The sequence below is a fragment of the Nocardiopsis mangrovi genome (genome assembly GCF_042653925.1).
GTDB lineage: Bacteria > Actinomycetota > Actinomycetes > Streptosporangiales > Streptosporangiaceae > Nocardiopsis_B > Nocardiopsis_B mangrovi.
Window position 1 is genome coordinate 298,377 of sequence record NZ_JBHSFQ010000003.1, and the last position, 18,737, is coordinate 317,113.

17 protein-coding genes are annotated in these 18,737 nt (G+C 72.0%); 7 read left to right on the plus strand and 10 right to left on the minus strand.

All coding sequences use genetic code 11. From position 1 onward, the window contains the following. The first annotated feature begins 134 nt into the window (after positions 1-134). The 4 genes from ACFO4E_RS05220 (at position 135) to ACFO4E_RS05235 (ending at position 5,117) form a co-directional block, all read left to right on the plus strand. Positions 135-632 (plus strand): adenylyltransferase/cytidyltransferase family protein, encoded by a 498-nt coding sequence (locus tag ACFO4E_RS05220; protein ID WP_378571859.1) that lies wholly within the window; start codon positions 135-137, stop codon positions 630-632. A 175-nt stretch (positions 633-807) separates the two neighbouring features. Beyond that, positions 808-2,679, plus strand: a complete 1,872-nt coding sequence (locus ACFO4E_RS05225; RefSeq protein WP_378571969.1) for an ABC transporter ATP-binding protein — start codon at positions 808-810, stop codon at positions 2,677-2,679. A 130-nt stretch (positions 2,680-2,809) separates the two neighbouring features. Continuing rightward, positions 2,810-3,439 carry a TetR/AcrR family transcriptional regulator gene (locus ACFO4E_RS05230; RefSeq protein ID WP_378571860.1) on the plus strand — a complete coding sequence of 210 codons (630 nt, stop codon included), beginning with the start codon at positions 2,810-2,812 and terminating at the stop codon, positions 3,437-3,439. A 76-nt stretch (positions 3,440-3,515) separates the two neighbouring features. Further along, positions 3,516-5,117 (plus strand): MDR family MFS transporter, encoded by a 1,602-nt coding sequence (locus ACFO4E_RS05235; RefSeq protein ID WP_378571861.1) that lies wholly within the window; start codon positions 3,516-3,518, stop codon positions 5,115-5,117. 165 nt (positions 5,118-5,282) lie between these two features. Here the strand turns inward: ACFO4E_RS05235 and ACFO4E_RS05240 are convergent, their stop codons facing one another. Continuing rightward, the gene (locus tag ACFO4E_RS05240; protein WP_378571862.1) at positions 5,283-5,888 is read right to left on the minus strand and encodes a (2Fe-2S) ferredoxin domain-containing protein; all 606 of its coding nucleotides are present in this window, start codon (positions 5,886-5,888) and stop codon (positions 5,283-5,285) included. A gap of 105 nt (positions 5,889-5,993) precedes the next feature. Between ACFO4E_RS05240 and ACFO4E_RS05245 the strand changes: the two genes are divergently transcribed. Beyond that, positions 5,994-6,800 carry an ABC transporter ATP-binding protein gene (locus tag ACFO4E_RS05245; protein WP_378571863.1) on the plus strand — a complete coding sequence of 269 codons (807 nt, stop codon included), beginning with the start codon at positions 5,994-5,996 and terminating at the stop codon, positions 6,798-6,800. Here ACFO4E_RS05245 and ACFO4E_RS05250 read toward each other — a convergent pair. The 4 genes from ACFO4E_RS05250 to ACFO4E_RS05265 form a co-directional block, all read right to left on the minus strand. Next, positions 6,790-7,587 carry a M23 family metallopeptidase gene (locus ACFO4E_RS05250; RefSeq protein WP_378571864.1) on the minus strand — a complete coding sequence of 266 codons (798 nt, stop codon included), beginning with the start codon at positions 7,585-7,587 and terminating at the stop codon, positions 6,790-6,792. The two genes, ACFO4E_RS05245 and ACFO4E_RS05250, sit on opposite strands and share 11 nt — an antisense overlap. A gap of 65 nt (positions 7,588-7,652) precedes the next feature. Then, positions 7,653-7,883: an antitoxin gene (locus ACFO4E_RS05255; RefSeq protein WP_378571865.1), complete on the minus strand. Its 231-nt coding sequence runs from the start codon at positions 7,881-7,883 to the stop codon at positions 7,653-7,655. Positions 7,884-7,971: 88 nt separating this feature from the next. Continuing rightward, positions 7,972-9,315 carry a magnesium transporter gene (gene mgtE, locus ACFO4E_RS05260; protein ID WP_378571866.1) on the minus strand — a complete coding sequence of 448 codons (1,344 nt, stop codon included), beginning with the start codon at positions 9,313-9,315 and terminating at the stop codon, positions 7,972-7,974. Between the two features lie 49 nt (positions 9,316-9,364). Continuing rightward, positions 9,365-10,468 (minus strand): PP2C family protein-serine/threonine phosphatase, encoded by a 1,104-nt coding sequence (locus ACFO4E_RS05265; protein WP_378571867.1) that lies wholly within the window; start codon positions 10,466-10,468, stop codon positions 9,365-9,367. A gap of 253 nt (positions 10,469-10,721) precedes the next feature. Between ACFO4E_RS05265 and ACFO4E_RS05270 the strand changes: the two genes are divergently transcribed. Beyond that, positions 10,722-11,999, plus strand: a complete 1,278-nt coding sequence (locus tag ACFO4E_RS05270) for an RNA-guided endonuclease InsQ/TnpB family protein (RefSeq protein ID WP_378571868.1) — start codon at positions 10,722-10,724, stop codon at positions 11,997-11,999. Between the two features lie 173 nt (positions 12,000-12,172). Here the strand turns inward: ACFO4E_RS05270 and ACFO4E_RS05275 are convergent, their stop codons facing one another. The 4 genes from ACFO4E_RS05275 to ACFO4E_RS05290 all read right to left on the minus strand — a co-directional run bounded on the left by ACFO4E_RS05275 (position 12,173) and on the right by ACFO4E_RS05290 (position 13,852). Then, positions 12,173-12,640: a ribose-5-phosphate isomerase gene (locus ACFO4E_RS05275; protein ID WP_378571869.1), complete on the minus strand. Its 468-nt coding sequence runs from the start codon at positions 12,638-12,640 to the stop codon at positions 12,173-12,175. 72 nt (positions 12,641-12,712) lie between these two features. Next, entirely contained in the window at positions 12,713-12,859 is a 147-nt protein-coding gene (locus ACFO4E_RS05280; protein WP_378571870.1) for a hypothetical protein, read from the minus strand. Between the two features lie 152 nt (positions 12,860-13,011). Further along, complete coding sequence (locus ACFO4E_RS05285; protein WP_378571871.1) at positions 13,012-13,176, minus strand: hypothetical protein; 165 nt, start codon at positions 13,174-13,176, stop codon at positions 13,012-13,014. A 52-nt stretch (positions 13,177-13,228) separates the two neighbouring features. Then, a complete protein-coding gene (locus ACFO4E_RS05290) occupies positions 13,229-13,852 on the minus strand; it encodes a mycothiol-dependent nitroreductase Rv2466c family protein (protein WP_378571872.1) in 624 nt (207 codons plus the stop codon). Between the two features lie 166 nt (positions 13,853-14,018). On the opposite strand from ACFO4E_RS05290, the gene pepN reads away from it, so the two are divergent. Then, complete coding sequence (gene pepN / locus ACFO4E_RS05295; RefSeq protein WP_378571873.1) at positions 14,019-16,571, plus strand: aminopeptidase N; 2,553 nt, start codon at positions 14,019-14,021, stop codon at positions 16,569-16,571. A gap of 82 nt (positions 16,572-16,653) precedes the next feature. Here pepN and malQ read toward each other — a convergent pair whose 3' ends face one another. Continuing rightward, positions 16,654-18,723 carry a 4-alpha-glucanotransferase gene (malQ, locus tag ACFO4E_RS05300; RefSeq protein ID WP_378571874.1) on the minus strand — a complete coding sequence of 690 codons (2,070 nt, stop codon included), beginning with the start codon at positions 18,721-18,723 and terminating at the stop codon, positions 16,654-16,656. Positions 18,724-18,737 lie beyond the last annotated feature (14 nt).

The following is an 18,737-nucleotide window of genomic DNA, read 5'->3' on the forward strand; positions in this document are numbered from 1 at the left end:
CTCCTCTGCCGCGCCCAGCGGGGCGCGGCGGGCGACGCGTGGCCGGTGCGGATATGTTGGCGATGAGGGCGCGGTCGCCGCGGGCGCGCCCGGGAGCGATACCGAGCCCTTGAGCCGTTCGTGAAGGTTGCGTGATGACGAATCCCGATCCGCTGCGCGTGCCCGCTCTGGTCTCCCAGTGGTTCTCCCGGCCCCACACGGCGAGCGCGCCCGTCGTCGTCACCGGGGCCTTCGACGTGCTGCACGTGGGCCACGCGCGTTTTCTGACCGCGATCCGCGACCGCGGCCTGCCGCTGCTCGTCGGGGTGGAGGACGACACCCGGGTGCGCTCCTGGAAGGGCCCGGAGCGGCCGGTCAACCCCGACATCGAGCGCGCCGAGATGCTGGCGTCGCTGCGCTGTGTCGACGGGGTCTTCATCATCTCCGGGCCGCCTGAGACGGCCGACTGGGAGCCCTACACCGAGCTGCTGCGCCCGATGGGCCCCGCCGCTCTGGCGTTCACCGCCGGTGACCCCTACACCGACGGCAAGCGGCGCGGCGCCGCCGCCCTCGGGGCCGAGGCGTGGGAGCTGCCGCTGACCGAGGGCCGGTCCACCAGCGCCGCGCTCGGCCGGCTCGCGCGCTCCCTCTGACCCGGGGCGCGCCCCGGGCCGCGGCGCCCGGACCCGCGGCCCCTGGTCCCGTATTCCCGCCCCGACCGCCTTTGCGCTCTCAGTGGACGGCCGGAAGGCGGAGGCGCCCGCCGGTGTTGACGCTTCCGACGCTGTGCAGCGATCCGCGCGATGAAGGAAACGGGGTTCGGCGATGATGATGGGTGGACCGCCCATATACCGGGCGCTCGTCAATGACGGAGCGACCAAGGGCACCCGCCTGCCGAAGGGGACGGTGCGCCGGATCGCCGGCTACGCCCGCCCGCACTGGCGGGCGATCGCGCTGTTCCTCCTGGCGACCTCGGTGAGTTCCTCGATCGTGGTGGCCAATCCCCTGCTGCTCAAGACGATCATCGACCACGGGGTGACACGCCAGGACGTCTCCCTGGTGACGTGGCTGGCGGTGGCCGTCGCGGCGCTGGCCGCGCTGGAGGCGGCGCTCGGGCTGACCTCGCGCTGGCTGTCGGCACGCATCGGCGAGGGCGTCATCTACCTGCTGCGCACCCAGGTGTTCGCGCACGTGCAGCGGATGCCGATCGCCTTCTTCACCCGCACCCAGACCGGATCGCTGATCAGCCGGCTCAACACCGATGTGGTGGGGGCCCAGCGGGCGATCACGTCGGTGCTGCAGTCCGTGGTGTCCAACCTGATCTCCGCCGTGGCCGTGGTGGCCACGATGGCCGTGCTCTCATGGCAGATCACCGCCATCGCCCTGCTGCTGGTGCCGCTGTTCCTGCTGCCCGCCAAGTTCATCGGCCGCCGGCTCGCCGACATCTCGCGCGCCGGCATGAACACCAACGCCGATATGAGCTCGCTCATGACCGAGCGGTTCAACGTGGGCGGCGCGATGCTGGTGAAGCTGTACGGCCGGCCCGCCGAGGAGTCCGGCGCGTTCGCCGAGCGCGCCGCCCGGGTGCGCGACATCGGGATCTCCCAATCGGTGTTCGGCGGCCTGCTGTTCACCATGATCGGGCTGATCACGTCGCTGGCCACCGCCGTGGTGTACGGGGTGGGCGGCCACCTGGTGATCGGGGGCGCCTTCGAGCTGGGCACGCTGGTCGCGCTGACCACCCTGCTCACCCGGCTGTACGCGCCGATCACGGCGCTGTCCAACGTCCACGTGGAGGTCATGACGGCGCTGGTCAGCTTCGACCGCGTCTTCGAGGTCCTCGACCTCAAGCCCATGATCGACGAGCGCCCCGGCGCCAGGGACCTGCCGGAGGGGCCGCTGTCGGTGCGCTTCGACGGGGTGTCGTTCCGCTACCCGTCCGCCGAGGAGGCGTCGCTGCCCTCGCTGGAGCTGACGCCGCAGGCCGAGAAGGCCGATGACGCGCAGGTGCTGAGCGGGGTCTCCTTCACCGCCGAGCCCGGGAGCATGGTCGCGCTCGTCGGCCCCTCGGGCGCGGGCAAGACGACCCTGACCCACCTGGTGTCGCGCCTCTACGACCCGGTCGAGGGGGTGGTGCGGATCGGCGGCGTCGACCTGCGCGACGCGACCGCGGCCTCGGTGCGCGACACCGTCGGCGTGGTGACCCAGGACACCCAGCTGTTCCACGACACCGTGGGCGCCAACCTGCGCTACGCGCGGCCGGACGCCACCGACGAGGAACTGGCCGAGGCCATGCGCGCCGCCCGGCTGGGCCCCCTGCTGGACGCGCTGCCGGACGGCCTGGACACCATGGTCGGCGACCGCGGCTACCGGCTCTCGGGCGGGGAGAAGCAGCGGCTGGCGATCGCCCGGCTGCTGCTGAAAGCGCCGTCGGTGGTCGTGCTGGACGAGGCGACCGCGCACCTGGACTCCGAGTCCGAGGCGGCGGTGCAGCAGGCGCTGGCCACCGCCCTGCGGGGACGGACGTCCCTGGTCATCGCGCACCGGCTCGCGACGGTGCGCGAGGCCGACCTGATCCTGGTGCTGGAGGACGGCCGCGTCCTGGAGCGCGGCACGCACGAGCAGCTGCTCGCGCACGGCGGCCTGTACACCGCCCTGCACCGCACCCAGTTCGCGCCGCAGGAGAAGGCCCGCGCGTGACGGAACGCGACGGAGAGCGACGGATACCGACGAACACCGCGATGGAGATGCAGATCACGCATTAATTCGTTTGACGCATTTTTTCATCATCTGCAATATTAGCGGGAGGGCGCGAAGGGAGGTGGGGTCGGTGGGGCTGCGCGAACGCAAGAAGCTCGCCACGCGGCAGGCGCTGCAGAGCGCGGCCGTGCACCTGGTGCTGGAGCGGGGGCTCGACAGCGTCACGGTCGACGACATCGCCGCCGCGGCCAACGTCTCCACCCGCACCTTCTTCAACTACTTCGCCTCCAAGGACGACGCGCTCATCGGCGACGGCCCGCTGCTCTACTCCGACGACGCCCGCCAAATGTTCGCGGACGGGGGCCCGACCGGCGACCTGCTGGAGGACCTGAAGGTCCTCCTCCTGTCGCCGGTCACCGACAACGACGACCCGGAGCCCTTGTTCGACCGGGTCCACATGCTCAAGCGGATCGTGCAGAAGGAGCCGCAGCTCGGGCCGCGCGTCATGGCGTCCTTCGCCGCCGCCGAGACCGCCCTGGCCGGCGCCGTCGCCGCCCGCCTAGGCGACGATCCCGAGAACGACATCCGGCCGCAGATCGTCGCGGCCATCGGCACAACGGCGATGCGGTACTCCATGCGCCGCGTCAAGTGCCGCGGCGGCGCGGACACCGCCGCCGACGCCGCCGACCTGCGCCACGAGTTCGACCAGGTCTTCGACGTCCTCAAAGCGACGTTCACCGCCACATCCCGCGAGCTGTGACGACCGGCCGCACGCGGCCGGTCCGCCGCCGGGATGTGGCATGCCACGAATTACCAGGGGAAGCGAGTACCACCCGATGAGTTCGACCAGCGCCCAGGCGCAATTACCCGGTTCGGCCCCACTGAGCAGGCGGCAGGTGGGCTGGGTCTTCCTCGGCGTCATGCTGACGATGCTGCTGGGCGCCCTCGACCAGACCATCGTGTCCACCGCCCTGCCCACCATCGTGGGCGAGCTGGAGGGCCTGGAGCACCTGTCGTGGGTGGTCACGGCCTACATGCTGGCGGCGACCGTGGGAATGCCGATCTACGGCAAGGCCGGGGACCTGTTCGGCCGCAAGGTCGTGTTCCAGTTCGCCATCGTCACCTTCCTGATCGGGTCGGTCCTGTGCGGCATCGCCCAGGACATGACCCAGCTGATCATCTTCCGCGCGATCCAGGGCATCGGCGGCGGCGGGCTGATGATCAGCGCCCAGGCGGTCATCGCCGATGTCGTGCCGGCACGGGAGCGCGGCAAGTACATGGGCCTGATCGGCGGCGTGTTCGGCGTCGCGTCGGTGGCCGGCCCGCTGCTCGGCGGCGTGTTCACCGACCAGCTCGACTGGCGCTGGATCTTCTACATCAACCTGCCGCTGGGCGCGGTCGCCCTGGCCGTCATCTCGGCGGTGCTGACCCTGCCCGAGCGCTCCGGCCCCAAGCCGCGGCTCGACTACCTCGGCACGCTGCTGCTGGCGGCGGCCAGCGTCTGCATCGTGCTGTTCACCAGCTGGGGGGGCACCCAGTACGACTGGGACAGCCCGGTCATCATCGGCCTGGGGGTCGGCGCGGTGGCGGCAGCGGCGCTGTTCGTGCCGGCGGAGCGGCGCGCGGCCGAGCCCATCATCCCGCTGCGGCTGTTCCGTGACCGGGAGTTCGTGCTCACCGCTCTGGTCGGGATCTCCGTGGGCATCGCGATGTTCTCGACCATCTCCTACCTGCCGACGTTCCTGCAGATGGTCAACGGCGCGACCGCGACCGAGTCCGGCCTGCTGATGCTGCCGATCGTGGCGGGCATGCTCACCGCCACCATCACCACCGGGCGGCTGATCACCGCGACCGGCCGCTACCGGATCTACCCGATCATCGGCACGGCCGTCATCATGGTGGGACTGGTGCTGCTGTCGCGGATCGACGCCGACACGCCCTACCTGTACAACGCGGCCGGGATGCTCGTCCTGGGGCTGGGCGTGGGCATGGTCATGCAGAACCTCGTGCTGATCGTGCAGAACAGCGCCGCGCCGCGCGACCTGGGCACGGCGACGTCGGCGAACAACTACTTCCGGCAGATCGGCGCCTCCTTCGGGATCGCGGTGTTCGGCTCGGTCTTCATCAGCCGGCTCAACGACCAGGTCGCCGACGCCCCCGCGCAGGCGGGCGGCGGGCTCGCGTTCGAGGGCGGCGAGGCGGGCATCAGCTCGCTCACGCCCGAGATGCTCCAGGCGCTGCCGGCGCCGGTGCGGGAGTTCATCGTGCACGCGTTCGCCGACGCGCTGCCGCCGATCTTCCTCTACGCCGTTCCCATCGTGGCCGTCGGCTTCGTGCTGACCTTCTTCATCCGGGAGAAGCCGCTGGCCACCGAGATCCGTTCCGCCGACGACCCCGGGGACGAGCGCGAGCCCGTCGCCGCGGGGGTCGCCGAGTAGAACGGGGACCTACCGGCCCCACGATCGGACGCGGGGCGAGCCGCCGGGCACGCGGCTCGCCCCGCGTCCTTGTCATGTGCCCGCTGCCGGGCCCGGGACGGGGCGGCCGAGCGGCGCATCGGGCCGCGCACCGACGGCCGGGACGGCCTTTCCGGCCGCCGGTGCCTAGCGTCCCTTGTCCTTCTTCTCTTTCTTCTCTTTCCGCTTCCTGCTTTTCTTGTCCTTCTTTTTCTTCTTGTCCTTCTTCTTGCGCCCGCCGCGCTCCTCGCCCGCGCGCTCCGCGGCGTCCGCGCCTGAGGGGGGCGGCCCGTCCTGCCCGCGCGCGGCGCGCTTCGCCTCCCCGTCCCGCTTCCTGTCCCGCTCGGCCTGCTTCTTCGCCTTCTTGCGGTCGCTCTTCTTCGGCTTCTTGGCGTCCTTGGACGTGACGTGCCCGGCCAGCTCCCCCGGCAGCGGGGCCACGCCGGGGCCGCCGTCGGCGATCCAGTCGTCGAGGCGGTCGATGAGCCGGTCCTCGGTGAAGTCGCCCAGCCAGACCGGGCGGCCGCCGGCCTCGCGCCCCGCCGACGAGGGCCGCACCACCACGACGTTGGCCTTGAAGCAGATCCCCAGACAGTCGCTCACGCGCACGGGGACGTCGCGCCCCTCGCCGTCGGTCAGGCCGCGGAGCCGTTCGAGCTGCCCTCGGTGGTCGACGCCGGGGCGCTTCTTCCTGGTCCCGCAGCAGCACCCGCGGCACACCACGAGGCCGCACGGCCGGTCGGTCGGGGTCACCTGCGCCGGCTCCTTCCCTGCGTCGCCCGGATGTCCGACTCCACCGTATCCGCGCAGTTCAGGACCCGGGTCACCGGACACCGACGCGAACTGTAGGGTGATCCGATGACCGAGGCAGCACAGACCCCCATCATCGCCGTCGACCGGGTGGACCTCGTCCGCTCCGGCAAGGTCCTCCTCGACCAGGTGAGCATGGCCGTACGCCCCGGGGAGCACTGGGCGCTGATCGGGCCCAACGGCGCGGGCAAGAGCACGCTGCTCAGCCTCATCGGCGCGGTCCAGCACCCCACCCGGGGCGACGTCAGCGTCCTCGGCGCCCGGCTCGGCCGCACCGACATCCGCGAGCTGCGCGCGCACATCGGCCACGTCAACCCCCGCCACGACATCCGCACGGCGCTCACCGGCCGCGATGCCGTGCTGACCGGCGCGACCGGAAGCATCGAGGTCCCGCCCCGGTGGTCGCCGACGCCCGAGCAGGAGCGGCGGGCCGACCGGCTGATCGCCACGCTCGGGGTCGACGGGCTGCGCGACGGCGTGTGGCCGACCCTCTCCCAGGGCGAGCGCGGCCGGTTCCTCATCGCCCGCGCGCTGATGCCGGTGCCCCGCCTGCTGCTGCTCGACGAGCCCGCCACGGGGCTCGACGTCGCGGCCCGCGAGCAGCTGCTGTCGAGCATCGACCGCCTCCGGTCCGAGCACCCCGGCCTGGCCACGGTTCTGGTGACCCACCACCTGGAGGAGCTGCCGGCCACGACCACGCACGCCATGCTGCTGCGCGGCGGGCAGGTGGTCGCGGCGGGCGAGGCCGACGACGTCCTCACCACCAAGCTCGTCACCGCCTGCTTCGGCCACCCCATCGCCATCGAGCGCCGCGACGGCCGGTGGAGCGCGCGGGCGGCGTCCGTCACGCCGTGAACGCCCGCCACGTCTCGGGCAGGCCGCCGGTCAGCCGGCCGGCGGCGGCGCCCTCCGCCCAGCGAAAGGGCAGCCCGGCGGCGACGAGGGGCCACGGGTGGTCCATGAGCTGGACGCGTACCTGCGGCTCGGTGCAGCTCCCGGACGCGCCGCACCGCGCGATGGGCCGGCCGGCCTCGACCCGCTGCCCCGCGGCCACCTCGACCGAGCCCCGCCGCAGGTGCCCCAGCAGGACGTAGGAGCCGTCCCCGGCGTCGATGACCACGTGGTTGCCGATCAGCCCGGCCGGGCCGCGCAGTTCGCGCAGCGCGGTCTCGGCCACCGTGCCCAGCACCCACGGCCAGGAGTTGCGGCTGCGGTGGTCGCGCCGGCGATCACAGGCACGCACGACCACCCCGCTCACCGGCGCGAGCACCGGCAGGCCGAACCCGGGGAAGTCGCCCGGCGGGCGGCTCAGCGGCCGCCACGCGATGTCGGGGCGGGAGCCGTCGGCGGGCTCGGCCACGAGCAGGAGCGCGTAGGTCTGTCCGTAGGCGTGCGCGCCCAGGCTGGGCACGTTGTCGACCGGGCTGGCCAGGGCCATCCACCGGCCCCGCACCGGGGGGCGGATGGTGCGGGGCTCGCAGCGCGGCCGGCCGATCCGCAGGTAGACGAGGAGGGCGGCGGCGAACACCGGGACGCTGACCCACCACGGGACGCCGGCGAATCCGCCGAAGGCGAGCAGGGCGGTCCCGGCCCACATGGCGGGCATGCGGATCCGGGCCAGGAGGACGGCGGAGGGCTGCATCGCATCATCATGGCGCAGCCGCGCGGCGGCCCCGGAATCCGCTCCGGGGCCGTCACGGTGAACGGTTATGGACGGTCGTCCTCGCCGGACCGGCGATTGCGCTCCCGGTCCTGCTTGGCCTGCTTGCGGAGGTAGTCGGTCGCGGCGCTGCCGGCCTTGTCGATCTTGTCGTCGTACTTTCCGCCGGTCTTCTCCTTTGCGACCTGCTTCGCCTTGTCGACGCCCTCCGCGACCTTCTCGCTGTTCTCGCTCGCCGCCTTCTTGAGCTTGTCGAAGGCGTCTCCGAGTCCGGACATCCGACCCCCCTGGTCCGCGGTCATCCGACGTATGTCGGCCGTCACCGACGGCGATACCCGATCAGAGGTCACTTAACCTGCGGGGATATCAGATGCCGAGCACCGTCCGGGCGATGGTGAAGTAGATGAGCAGGCCCGTGGCGTCGACCAGCGTGGACACCAGCGGGGCCGACACGACGGCCGGGTCGACCCCGGCACGGCGCGCGAGCAGCGGCATGGAACTGCCGATCACGGCGGCCCACGTGCAGATGGCGACCACCGACGCCGCGACCACGACCGCGATGTCGCGCCCCACCAGCGCCGTGCCGATGACCAGGGCGATGCAGGCGAGCATCAGCCCGAGCAGCAGCCCCACGCGCGCTTCCTTCCACGCCACCCGCGGCAGGTCGCGCACGCGGACCTCGCCCACGGCGAGCGCGCGCACGATCGCGGTCGCCGACTGCGAGCCCACATTGCCCCCGGTCCCGGTGAGCATGGGCACGAACAGCGCGAGCGCCGTGACCTGCTCCAGGGTGACCTCGAAGGCCTGCATCACGTTGACGGTCAGGGTCGCGGCGACGATCAGCAGGAGCAGCCAGACCGAGCGCGCGCGGGCCAGGCGCACCACCGTGGCCGCGACGTAGTGGCCGGCGACCGGGCTCGCGCCGGACTGGCGGGCGATGTCCTCGGAGTCGGCCGCCTCGATGAGCTCCAGGGCGTCGTCGAAGGTGAGCAGCCCGAGGAACCGCTCCTCGGAGTCGACCACCGGCAGCGCGACGAGATTGGCCTCCTGGATGAGCCGGGCGGCGTCCTCGGCGGGCTCCGTCGCCCGTACCCGGGGCACGAGGATGTCGACGATGTCCTTGATCTCCGTGGTGTCGTCGCTGACCACCAGGTCGCTGAGGCGCACCGTGCCGGCCAGGCGGCGGCCGTCGTCGACCACGGGCAGGGTGTAGACGGTCTCGGCGGCGGCCCCCTCGGCGCGCACGACCTCCAGGGCGCGGCCGACCGTGAGGTCGCGGTGGAGCACGACGGTCTCGGGTGTCATGACCCGGCCGACCGACCCCTCGGGGTAGCCGAGCAGCGCGGCGGTCATCCGGCGCTCGGCGGGGCTCAGGCCCGCCAGGGCCCGCGCGGCGATCTTCGCGGGCGCCTCTCCGATGAGCCGGGCCCGGTCATCGGGGTCCATCTCCTCCAGCAGCTCGGAGAACGCCGCGCCGCGCAGCCCCAGCAGGATCTCGTGCTGGTGGACGGGGTCGAGCTCCTCGAAGACCTCCAGCTCGCGGTCCTTGTCGAGGAGGCGGAACGGGATGATGGCCAGGGCGCTGTCCATCCGGGACAGTTCGTCGGCGATCTCATAGGGCGGATGCTCCGCGAGCCAGAGCCGGACCCCGGTCAGGTCGTTGCGCTCGACGAGCCGCGTCAGCTCGTCGCCGGGCTCGTCCTCCGACATGCGCCGCCACCCCCTGGCTCGCCTGGCACCCCCAGGACCCTACCGGGGGTCAGGAGCGCCAGATCACCACGAGTGCCGTGTCGTCGTTCTTGCCCTTGCTGAGGGTGTCGACCACTTCCTCGGCGCCGGCGCCGAACCCCTCGCCCACGAGCCGCCCGGCGACGTCCAGCAGCCGGTCGATCCCGGAGTCGAGGTCCTCCCCCGGGGTCTCGATGAGGCCGTCGGTGTAGAGCATGATGGCGTCGCCGGGGCGCAGCCGCCCCTTGACCGGGACATAGCTCATCTCGGGGATGACGCCGAGGACGACGCCCTTGGCGTCGGTGGTCGACCAGGAGCCGGCCGCCCGGTCGTACTGCACGGCGGGCGGATGCCCGGCGGAGGCGATGACGTAGTCGCCGCTCTCCAGGTCCAGGCTCAGGTGCACCGCGGTGACGAACCCCTCGCCGACCGAGGTGCGCACGAGGTAGTCGTTGCAGTGGGCCAGGAACTCGGCCCGCGGGACGGCGCCGATGAGCCCGCCGAAGGCGCCCGACAGCAGCAGGGCGCGGGTCCCGGCGTCGACCCCCTTGCCGGAGACGTCGACCACGGCGAGTTCCAGGCGGTCGCCGTGGCGGATGGACACCACGAAGTCGCCGCCGAAGGACGAGCCGCCGGCCTGCCTCAGGAAGGCGGTCGCGCCCCAGCCTTCGGGCAGGTCGGGCAGGCGGCCCTGGGAGCTCAGCCGGTCGCGCAGTTCGAGCAGCATCTTCTCGCCGCTCAGCCCCTGGACGCCCAGGCGCTCGCGCACGCCGGAGAGCAGGTAGGCCAGGACGGCGGTGACCCCGATGGTGACGAGCAGCCCCGGCCCGACGTGGCCGAAATCGAGCGCGAAGGCGCTGAACAGCAGCACCGCCGCCACCACGGCCAGCAGGAAGGCGAGGCTCTTACGTTTGAGCAGCAGCCCGCCGGCGAGCACGTTGAGGATGACCGCGCTCGGCGGGAACCACCCGGTCGGGCCCCAGACGGCGCCGACGCCGATACCCACCGCAAGGAGGACAAGGGTGATCAGAACAAGCCGGTAGCGGAAGAGGACCTTGCGCCGCAGCAGGGCGACCGCGCGCTGCCACAGCGAGCGGGCCTGGCGGGTGAGCTTTGCGGAGGGTGAGGCGTTCATCGTGCCCGCACTGTAGCCGCTGTGTGCGGGAGCACACTCGGCTCCGTGGATGAGGCCAACCGATTTTCCTCCAGTGTGCATGCCGAAAATTCCGCGGGGTTGCTCATTCGAGGTTCCCCGATTCCTCTTCACGCTTCATCAGGGGGAGGAATCGCACCCCTTCGAGGCGGGACGGGGAACGCCGAATCGCTGTCAGGGAAATTCTCCGACCGTTCCCCCTGATTTGTCTTTCGGGGACGCTAGATTGTGCTTTATGGCCCCCCACGTGAAGCGAGCCTTCAGGTACCGCTTCTACCCGACCCCGGAGCAGGCGGCTGAGCTTGCCCGGACCTTCGGGTGCGTGCGCAAGGTCTACAACTTGGCACTCGCCGCCCGTTCGGAAGCGTGGACGCAGCGGCGGGAGCGCGTGGGCTACAACGCGACCTCGGCGATGCTGACCGCGTGGAAGAGGACCGACGAACTCGCCTACCTCGGTGAGGTGTCCTCGGTGCCGCTCCAGCAGTGCCTGCGGCACCTGCAACGGGCATTCACCAACTTCTTCGCCAAACGCGCCCGATACCCGCGGTTCAAGTCCAAGAGGAACTCCCGGGCCGGTGCGGAGTACACTGCCTCGGCGTTCCGCTTCCGCGACGGGTCGCTGACACTGGCGAAGATGTCCGACCCCTTGGACATCGTGTGGTCCCGGCCGCTCCCCGAAGGGGCGAAGCCATCCACGGTCACCGTGAGCCGGGATGCGGCGGGGCGCTGGTTCGTGTCCCTTTTGTGCGAACACCCGCCTGTGGATCCGCTGCCCGCTACGGGCACGGCTGTGGGTGTGGACATGGGACTGGACCAGTTGCTCACCCTGTCGACTGGCGAGAAGATCGCCAACCCCCGCCACGAGCGCAGAGACCGAGCCCGGCTGGCCTGTGCGCAGCGCAAGCTGTCCCGCAAGCGCGAGGGGTCGGCGAACCGGATGAAGGCGCGGTTCAGGGTCGCCCGTATCCACGCGCGTATCGCCGACCGCAGGCGCGACCACTTGCACAAGATCACCACTCGACTCGTTCGTGACAACCAAACGATCGTGATCGAGGACCTGGCCGTCGGCAACATGCTGAAAAACGCTGGACTGGCCCGCGCCATCTCCGACGCGGCCTGGCGGGAGTTCCGCGATCTTCTGGATTACAAAGCGGGCTGGTACGGCCGCCGCCTGGTGGTGGCCGACCGGTGGTTCCCCTCCTCCAAGCTGTGCTCCGCCTGCGGATCCGTGCGAGAGAAGATGCCACTGTGCGTCCGAACCTGGGACTGCGACTGTGGTGCCACCCACGACCGCGATGTGAACGCGGCGAAGAACCTCCTGGCCGCCGGGCTGGCGGCCTCGGCCTGTGGAGCCGGTGTAAGACCTCAACGGAACACTCCGGGCGGGCTATCGGCGATGAAGCAGGAAACCCTGCGGCGCGAGCCGCAGGAATCCCGCTCGTTACGAGGGGGAAGAAGTCAAGATCCAGTATGGGCAATGAACGCGGCTTCCGTCAGGCTCGCGAAGCCCTAACCCTCGAAATGGCCAAAATTCCCCAACTCGGTCGGACCTAAATCCGCACTTCGGTCTGCTCATAACACGCCCGATGGAAAACCACCCGCCGTCCCGCCCCGGCGGGTGATCACGAATGCTAAGGCTATGAACCCCAGTCCTTCAGAGCGGGGCAAGCCGACATCGACACAGCGTCAGGGCAGCGGCGGGAGTTCGCGCGTGCGCTCGTAGTCGCCGAGCATGTCGATGCGGCGCGTGTGCCGCAACTCGCCGCTGTACGGCGTGGCCAGGAAGACCTCGACGAACCGCGTGGCCTCGTCGAGCGGGTGCATGCGCCCGCCGACGCTGATCACGTTGGCGTCGTTGTGCTCGCGGGCGAGCCGGGCGGTGTCCTCGCTCCACGCCAGCGCGGCGCGCACGCCCGCCACCTTGTTCGCGGCGATCTGCTCGCCGTTCCCGGAGCCGCCGATGACGACCCCCAGGGCACCGGGGTCGGCCGCGACGCCCTCGGCCGCGCGCAGCACGAACGGCGGGTAGTCGTCGGCGGCGTCGTAGACGGCCGGCCCGGAGTCGACGACCTCGTGGCCGTTCTCCTTGAGCCAGGAGACGAGGTGCTCCTTCAGCTCGAAGCCGGCGTGGTCGGATCCAATGTAAACGCGCACGTGGCAAGTCTTTCATGACGACGCCCGCCCCCGGTGCCGGGCACCGAGGGCGGGCGCAGTGGTCGGCTGGGGCTACAGGCTCCCGTTGGCGGCGATCACGATGCTCAGCCCCATCGCGGCGAACAGGACGATCGAGGCGACGGCGATGATGTTCGCCACCACGATCATCCCGATGTCCTTGCTCAGCGGGCCGGCCTTGGACTGCGTCGGCTTGCTCAACTTCCACCTCGACGTGGGTCTACGGATGTTCCACGGCCGATTCTAGGCTGCCCGCGCAACCGCCCGGCACCGGCCCCCGCTCCGAGCGTGGCCTCGCCGGACCCGCCTCGGCCGCGCCCCCGCGGTGCCCGGCACGGGGCGGGTGTCCGGGGTCACCCCCAGTGCGGGGGCCGGTCCTCCAGGAGCCGGGCGGTGTTGTCGTCGTCGGCCGGGGACTCGCCCCAGCCGGCGCCGTGTTCGTCCGCCGTGGTGTCGGGGAGGATGTCGGGTCCGTCGTCGAAGAACTCGACGCGCCGGTCGTCGTCGGGCGCGCTCATGGCCGCTCCCTCACTGCTCGGGTCGGGGACGGGATCGGGTCGTCCGGGGGGCTCAGTCGAAGATGGGGTCGCGAGTGCGGGTGCGCTTCAGCTCGAAGAAGCCGTCGGTGCCCGCGACGAGGAGCACACCGTCCCACAGGCGCCCGGCGGCCTCGCCCTTGGGGGCGGGGGTGACGACAGGGCCGAAGAAGGCGGTGCCGTCGACGGAGATGATCGGGGTGCCGACCTCCTCGCCGACCAGGTCCATGCCGGCGCGGTGCGACCGGTTCAGGGGCTCGTCGTACTCATCGCTCCCGGCGAACTCGATCAGCTCCTCGGGCAGCCCGACCTCGGCCAGCGCCGCTTTCACCGTGGCGAGCTCGCGCGGCTCGTCACGGACGTGGTAGCGCTCACCGATGGCGGTGTAGAGCGCGCCGAGCACCTCGTTGCCGAAGCGCTGCTCGGCGGCGGTCAGCACGCGCACCGGGCCCAGGGCCGACCGGAGCCTGTCGCGGTAGCTCTGCGGGATGTCCTCCTTGTCCCGGTTGAGGATCGACAGGCTCATCACGTTGAAGCGGGTCCGGATCGGGCGGACCTTCTCCACCTCAAGGAGCCACCGCGACGTCAGCCACGCCCACGGGCACAACGGGTCGAACCAGAGATCGGCGGTGTCCACCCGCCCCGTCTGCTCGCTCACCTGGTCATCTCCTCACGATCAGCGGGAGCCCCACTGCGATGGCCCCCTGGTCATACGGCAGGTTCAACCTTCGCGCCCGGTTCCGCATTCCGCGAGGATGCGTGGCAGGATCGGACGCGGCAAGCATTCGAGGCCGCCAACGGCGGCGGCCGTGAAGGGAGCGGACGTGGCGGGCAACCTGACACGTGACGAGGCACGCGAGCGCGCTCGCATACTCAGCGTCACCTCCTACGACGTGGAACTCGACCTCACGCACGGCGACGAGACCTTCGTGTCCCGCACGGTCGTCCGCTTCGACAGCGCCGAACCCGGCGCCGCCACCTTCATCGACCTGGCCGCCCCCCGTGTGCACGCGGTGCAGCTCAACGGGCGCGAACTCGACCCCGCCGAGGTGTTCGACGGCGGCCGGATCACGCTGCCCGGCCTGGAGGCCGCCAACGAGCTGCGGGTGCTGGCCGACGCCGCCTACATGCGCACCGGCGAGGGCCTGCACCGCTTCGTCGACCCCGTCGACGGCTCGACCTACCTCTACACGCAGTTCGAGACCTCCGACGCGCAGCGGATGTACGCCTGCTTCGACCAGCCCGACCTGAAGGCGCGCTTCGAGCTGACCGTGTTCGCGCCGGCCTCCTACCAGGTGGTCTCCAACAGCGCCCCCGATGTCGCGGGCGAGGCCGTGGAGGACCCCGCGGGCGCCAAGGCGCGCTGGCACTTCCCGGCGACCGAGCCGGTCTCGACCTACATCACCGCGCTCATCGCCGGCCCCTACCACGTGGTGCGCGACGAGCACGACGGCATCCCGCTGGGCGTGTACTGCCGCGCCTCGCTGGCCGAGCACCTCGACGCCGACGCCGTCATCGAGGTCACCAAGCAGGGCTTCGACTTCTACCACGACCTCTTCGGCCTGCGGTACCCGTTCACCAAGTACGACCAGCTCTTCGTGCCCGAGTTCAACGCCGGGGCGATGGAGAACGCCGGCGCCGTGACCTTCCTGGAGGACTACGTCTTCCGGTCGCGGGTCACCGACGCCCGTTACGAGCGGCGCGCCGAGACCATCCTGCACGAGATGGCCCACATGTGGTTCGGCGACCTCGTCACGATGCGCTGGTGGGACGACCTCTGGCTGAACGAGTCGTTCGCGACGTTCGCCAGCGTGTACTGCCAGGCCAACGCCACCAAGTGGACCGACGCCTGGACCACCTTCGCCAACGTCGAGAAGGCGTGGGCGCTGCGCCAGGACCAGCTGCCCTCCACCCACCCCATCGCCGCCGACATCCCCGACATGCAGGCGGTCGAGGTCAACTTCGACGGGATCACCTACGCCAAGGGCGCCTCGGTCCTCAAGCAGCTGGTCGCCTACGTGGGCACCGACGCGTTCTTCGCCGGCGTGCGCGCCTACTTCCAGCGCCACGCCTGGGGCAACACCGTGCTCGCCGACCTGCTCCGCGAGCTGGAGGCCGCCTCCGGGCGCGACCTGTCCGCCTGGTCGCGGGAATGGCTGGAGACCGCGGGCGTCAACACGATGCGCGCCGACTTCGAGGTCGGCCCCGACGGCCGCTTCACCTCCTTCGCGGTGCTCCAGGAGGCCGCGCCGGAGCACCCCACGCTGCGCTCCCACCGGCTGGCGATCGGGCTCTACGACCGCACCGGCGACGGCATCGTGCGCCGCGAGCGCATCGAGCTCGACGTCTCGGGGGCGCGCACGGAGGTGCCGGAGCTGGCCGGCCACGCGCGGCCCGACCTCGTGCTGATCAACGACGACGACCTCACCTTCACCAAGATCCGGCTGGACGAGCGGTCGCTGCGCACCGTCGTCGAGGGCGCCGGCGAGATCCGCGAGTCGCTGCCGCGGGCCCTGTGCTTCGCCGCGGCCTGGGACATGACCCGCGACGCCGAGATGGCCGCCCGCGACTACGTCCGGCTGGTCATCTCCGGCATCGGCGGGGTCAGCGACGTGTCGGTCGCGCAGATGCTGCTGCGCCAGGCCGTCGTCGCGCTGCACGCCTACACCGACCCCGACTGGCAGGAGACCGGGTTCGCGCTGCTGGCGGGCCGGCTGCGCGACCTGCTCGGGGCGGCCGAACCCGGCGGCGACCTCCAGCTGGCCTACGTGCACGCCTTCGCCGACTCCGCGGTGAGCGCCGAGCACCTGTCGCTGCTCCAGGGGCTGCTCGACGGCGCGATCACCGTCGAGGGCCTGGCCATCGACACCGACCTGCGCTGGACGCTGCTCCGGCGCCTGGTGGTGCACGGGCGGGCCGACGAGAAGGAGATCAACGCGGAGCTGGAGTCCGACCCCACCGCCACGGGCGAGCGCCAGGCCGCCGGCTGCCGGGCCGCGATACCCACCCCGCAGGCCAAGGCGCAGGCGTGGGACCGCATCCGCTCCAGCGGCGACATGGCCAACGCCGAGTTCCGCGCGACCCTCGGCGGCCTGGTCGAGCCCGCCCACGCCGAGCTGTACCGGCCCTACTCCCAGGCGTACTTCGACCTGCTGGGCGAGGCGTGGCGCGACTGGACCGGCGAGTTCGCCCAGACCTTCGCGCAGGCCGCCTACCCGGGCGTGCTGGTCGAGGACGCCACGCTGGAGCGCACCGACGCCTACCTCCGCGACGCGCGGCCCGCGCCGGCGCTGCACCGGCTGCTCATCGAGGGCCGTGCCGGGGTGGAGCGGGCGCTCGCCGCGCGCCGGACCGACGCCGCCTCCGGACAGGGCTGACACGACCACGGAAGCGGGCCGGGTCCGGGGGGCGCCCCCCGGGCCCGGCCCGTTGTGCCCGGTGTCCCCGGTGCGCTCTGGGTCAGCCGCCGGCGTGCTGGGCCGAGGGGCGATCGGGCGCCATGACCGGGCGCAGCACCCTCCGGGCGGCGTCGTTGAGCCGGGGATCGGCCATCAGCTCGTCGAGCAGGACGGGTTCGCCTTCGGCGCTGGTGAGCGGGATGCGCCAGTTGGGGTACTCGTCGGTGGTCCCCGGCTGGTTCTGCATGCGGCGGTCGCCCACCACGTCGGTCAGGGCGATGCCGATCAGCCGCGCGGGCGTGCGGGCGAGGTAGGCGTGCAGCGCCTCGACGACCCGGGCCGGGTCCGACACCGGGTCGGCGCCGGGGTCGAGCAGCCCGAGCTCGACCAGGACGGCGCACCACGCGGCCACCTGGACCTCGGCGGCGGCGCGCTCTTCGGCCACGGGGCGTCCCAGGAGCCCGAGCCGGTCGCGCAGCTCCACGTGCTCGGCCGACAGATAGGAGGCCACCGGCGGCAGGTCGTGGGTGGCCACGGTGGCCAGGCAGGCGCCGCGCCATACGTCGGGTCGGCGCGGCACGCCGCCCGGGTCGCGCTCGAACCACAGGGCCGAGGTGCCCAGGATGCCGCGCTCGGCGAGGTGGTCGCGCACCCAGGGCTCGACCTCGCCGAGGTCGTCGCCGATCACGAGGGATCCGAACTCGCGGGCGGCCAGCGCGAGGGCGCCCACCGTGCCCTCGTGGTCGTAGCGCACGTAGGTGCCCTGGTCGGGCGGGGCGCCCTCGGGCACCCACCACAGCCGGAACAGGCCGGCCACATGGTCGACCCGCACCCCGCCGGCGTGCCGCATCGCCTGGCGCAGGATCTGGCGCAGGGGGGCGTAGCCCTGTTCGGCCAGGCGGATCGGGTGCCATGGCGGCTGCCGCCAGTCGCGGCCCTGGGGGCGGGTCTCGTCGGGGGGCGCGCCGACACTGATCCCGGGAGCGAGGAAGTCGCGGTACATCCAGGCGTCGGCGCCGCCGGGCGCGACGCCCAGCGCGACGTCGTGGACGATACCGATGGGCATCCCGGCGGTGCGCGCGCCGGCCTGGGCGGCGGCGAGCTGGTCGTCGAGCACCCATTGCATCCAGCGGTGGAAGTCGACGCCGGGCCAGCGGCGCAGCGCCTCGGCGCCGACCGTGTGGGCGGCGACGTCGCGCAGTTCGGCGGGCCAGGTGCGGTAGTCGGGACCGTGGTCCTCGGCGAGGTGGCTCCAGGTGGCGAACTCCACCAGGGGGGCGCCTTCGCGCTCCAGGTAGGACTGGAAGGCGGCCTCGCGCGCGGGCGAGCGCGGTGCCTGGAAGAGCACGGCGAGCGCTTCGCGCTTGGCCTCCCATACGGCGTCGCGGTCGAGGAGGTCGGCTGTGCGGCCGCGCTCGCGCAAGGGGCGCGCCAGGCGCTGGATGCCCTCGCGCTGGACCGGCTCCAGCCGTGCGTATTCGGGGACGTCCTCGATGCGGATGTAGAGCGGGCTGGAGTAGCGGCGGCTGGCGGGCAGGTAGGGGGAGGGTTCCAGCGGCGGGAGGGGCCCGGTGGCGTGGATCGGGTTGACCGCGGTGAAGGCCGCCCCGAGGTCGCGGGCGCTCCAGTCGGCGAGTTCGGCGAGGTCGCGCAGGTCGCCCAGCCCCCACGACGCGCGTGAGCGAACGGAGTACAACTGGGTCACCAGGCCCCATTCGCGGTCCTCGATGAGCGCGGCCGGCTCCAGCCGGTCGGGGACCACGAGCAGGGGGGCGCGCTGGCGCACCGTGCCGTTCTCGACGTGCAGGACGTGCACGCCGATGGGGAGGTCGGCATTGGGCTCGGTCCACTGTGCTCCGGCCATCTCGACCCAGGCGCGGGTGTCATCGGGCAGCGGGAGCTTCGGCGGGCGGCCGGCGCGGGTGACGACGGCCGGGGGCAGCAGCCGGGTGGCCTGGCGTGCCCAGTGCTCCTCCAGAGCCGCCTTGGGGCTGGCGGGGTCGACGCCGAGTGCCGCCAGGACGTGGCGGAGTGTATCGACGGGCACGCGGACGCGGCGCCCGCGCCAGTCCTCATGCGTGGTCGCGACCCCGTACTCCTCGGCCAGCCGTGCAAGATGCGCATCGCTCACAGAATCCGATGATG

Coding starts and splice junctions, on each gene's coding strand:
- ACFO4E_RS05235 (WP_378571861.1), top strand. CDS start 3,516: ATGAGTTCGACCAGCGCCCAGGCGCAATTACCCGGTTCGGCCCCACTG.
- ACFO4E_RS05265 (WP_378571867.1), bottom strand. CDS start 10,468: ATGAACGCCTCACCCTCCGCAAAGCTCACCCGCCAGGCCCGCTCGCTG.
- ACFO4E_RS05220 (WP_378571859.1), top strand. CDS start 135: ATGACGAATCCCGATCCGCTGCGCGTGCCCGCTCTGGTCTCCCAGTGG.
- ACFO4E_RS05250 (WP_378571864.1), bottom strand. CDS start 7,587: ATGCAGCCCTCCGCCGTCCTCCTGGCCCGGATCCGCATGCCCGCCATG.
- ACFO4E_RS05255 (WP_378571865.1), bottom strand. CDS start 7,883: ATGTCCGGACTCGGAGACGCCTTCGACAAGCTCAAGAAGGCGGCGAGC.
- ACFO4E_RS05285 (WP_378571871.1), bottom strand. CDS start 13,176: ATGAGCGCGCCCGACGACGACCGGCGCGTCGAGTTCTTCGACGACGGA.
- mgtE (WP_378571866.1), bottom strand. CDS start 9,315: ATGTCGGAGGACGAGCCCGGCGACGAGCTGACGCGGCTCGTCGAGCGC.
- ACFO4E_RS05245 (WP_378571863.1), top strand. CDS start 5,994: ATGACCGAGGCAGCACAGACCCCCATCATCGCCGTCGACCGGGTGGAC.
- ACFO4E_RS05270 (WP_378571868.1), top strand. CDS start 10,722: ATGGCCCCCCACGTGAAGCGAGCCTTCAGGTACCGCTTCTACCCGACC.
- ACFO4E_RS05225 (WP_378571969.1), top strand. CDS start 808: ATGATGGGTGGACCGCCCATATACCGGGCGCTCGTCAATGACGGAGCG.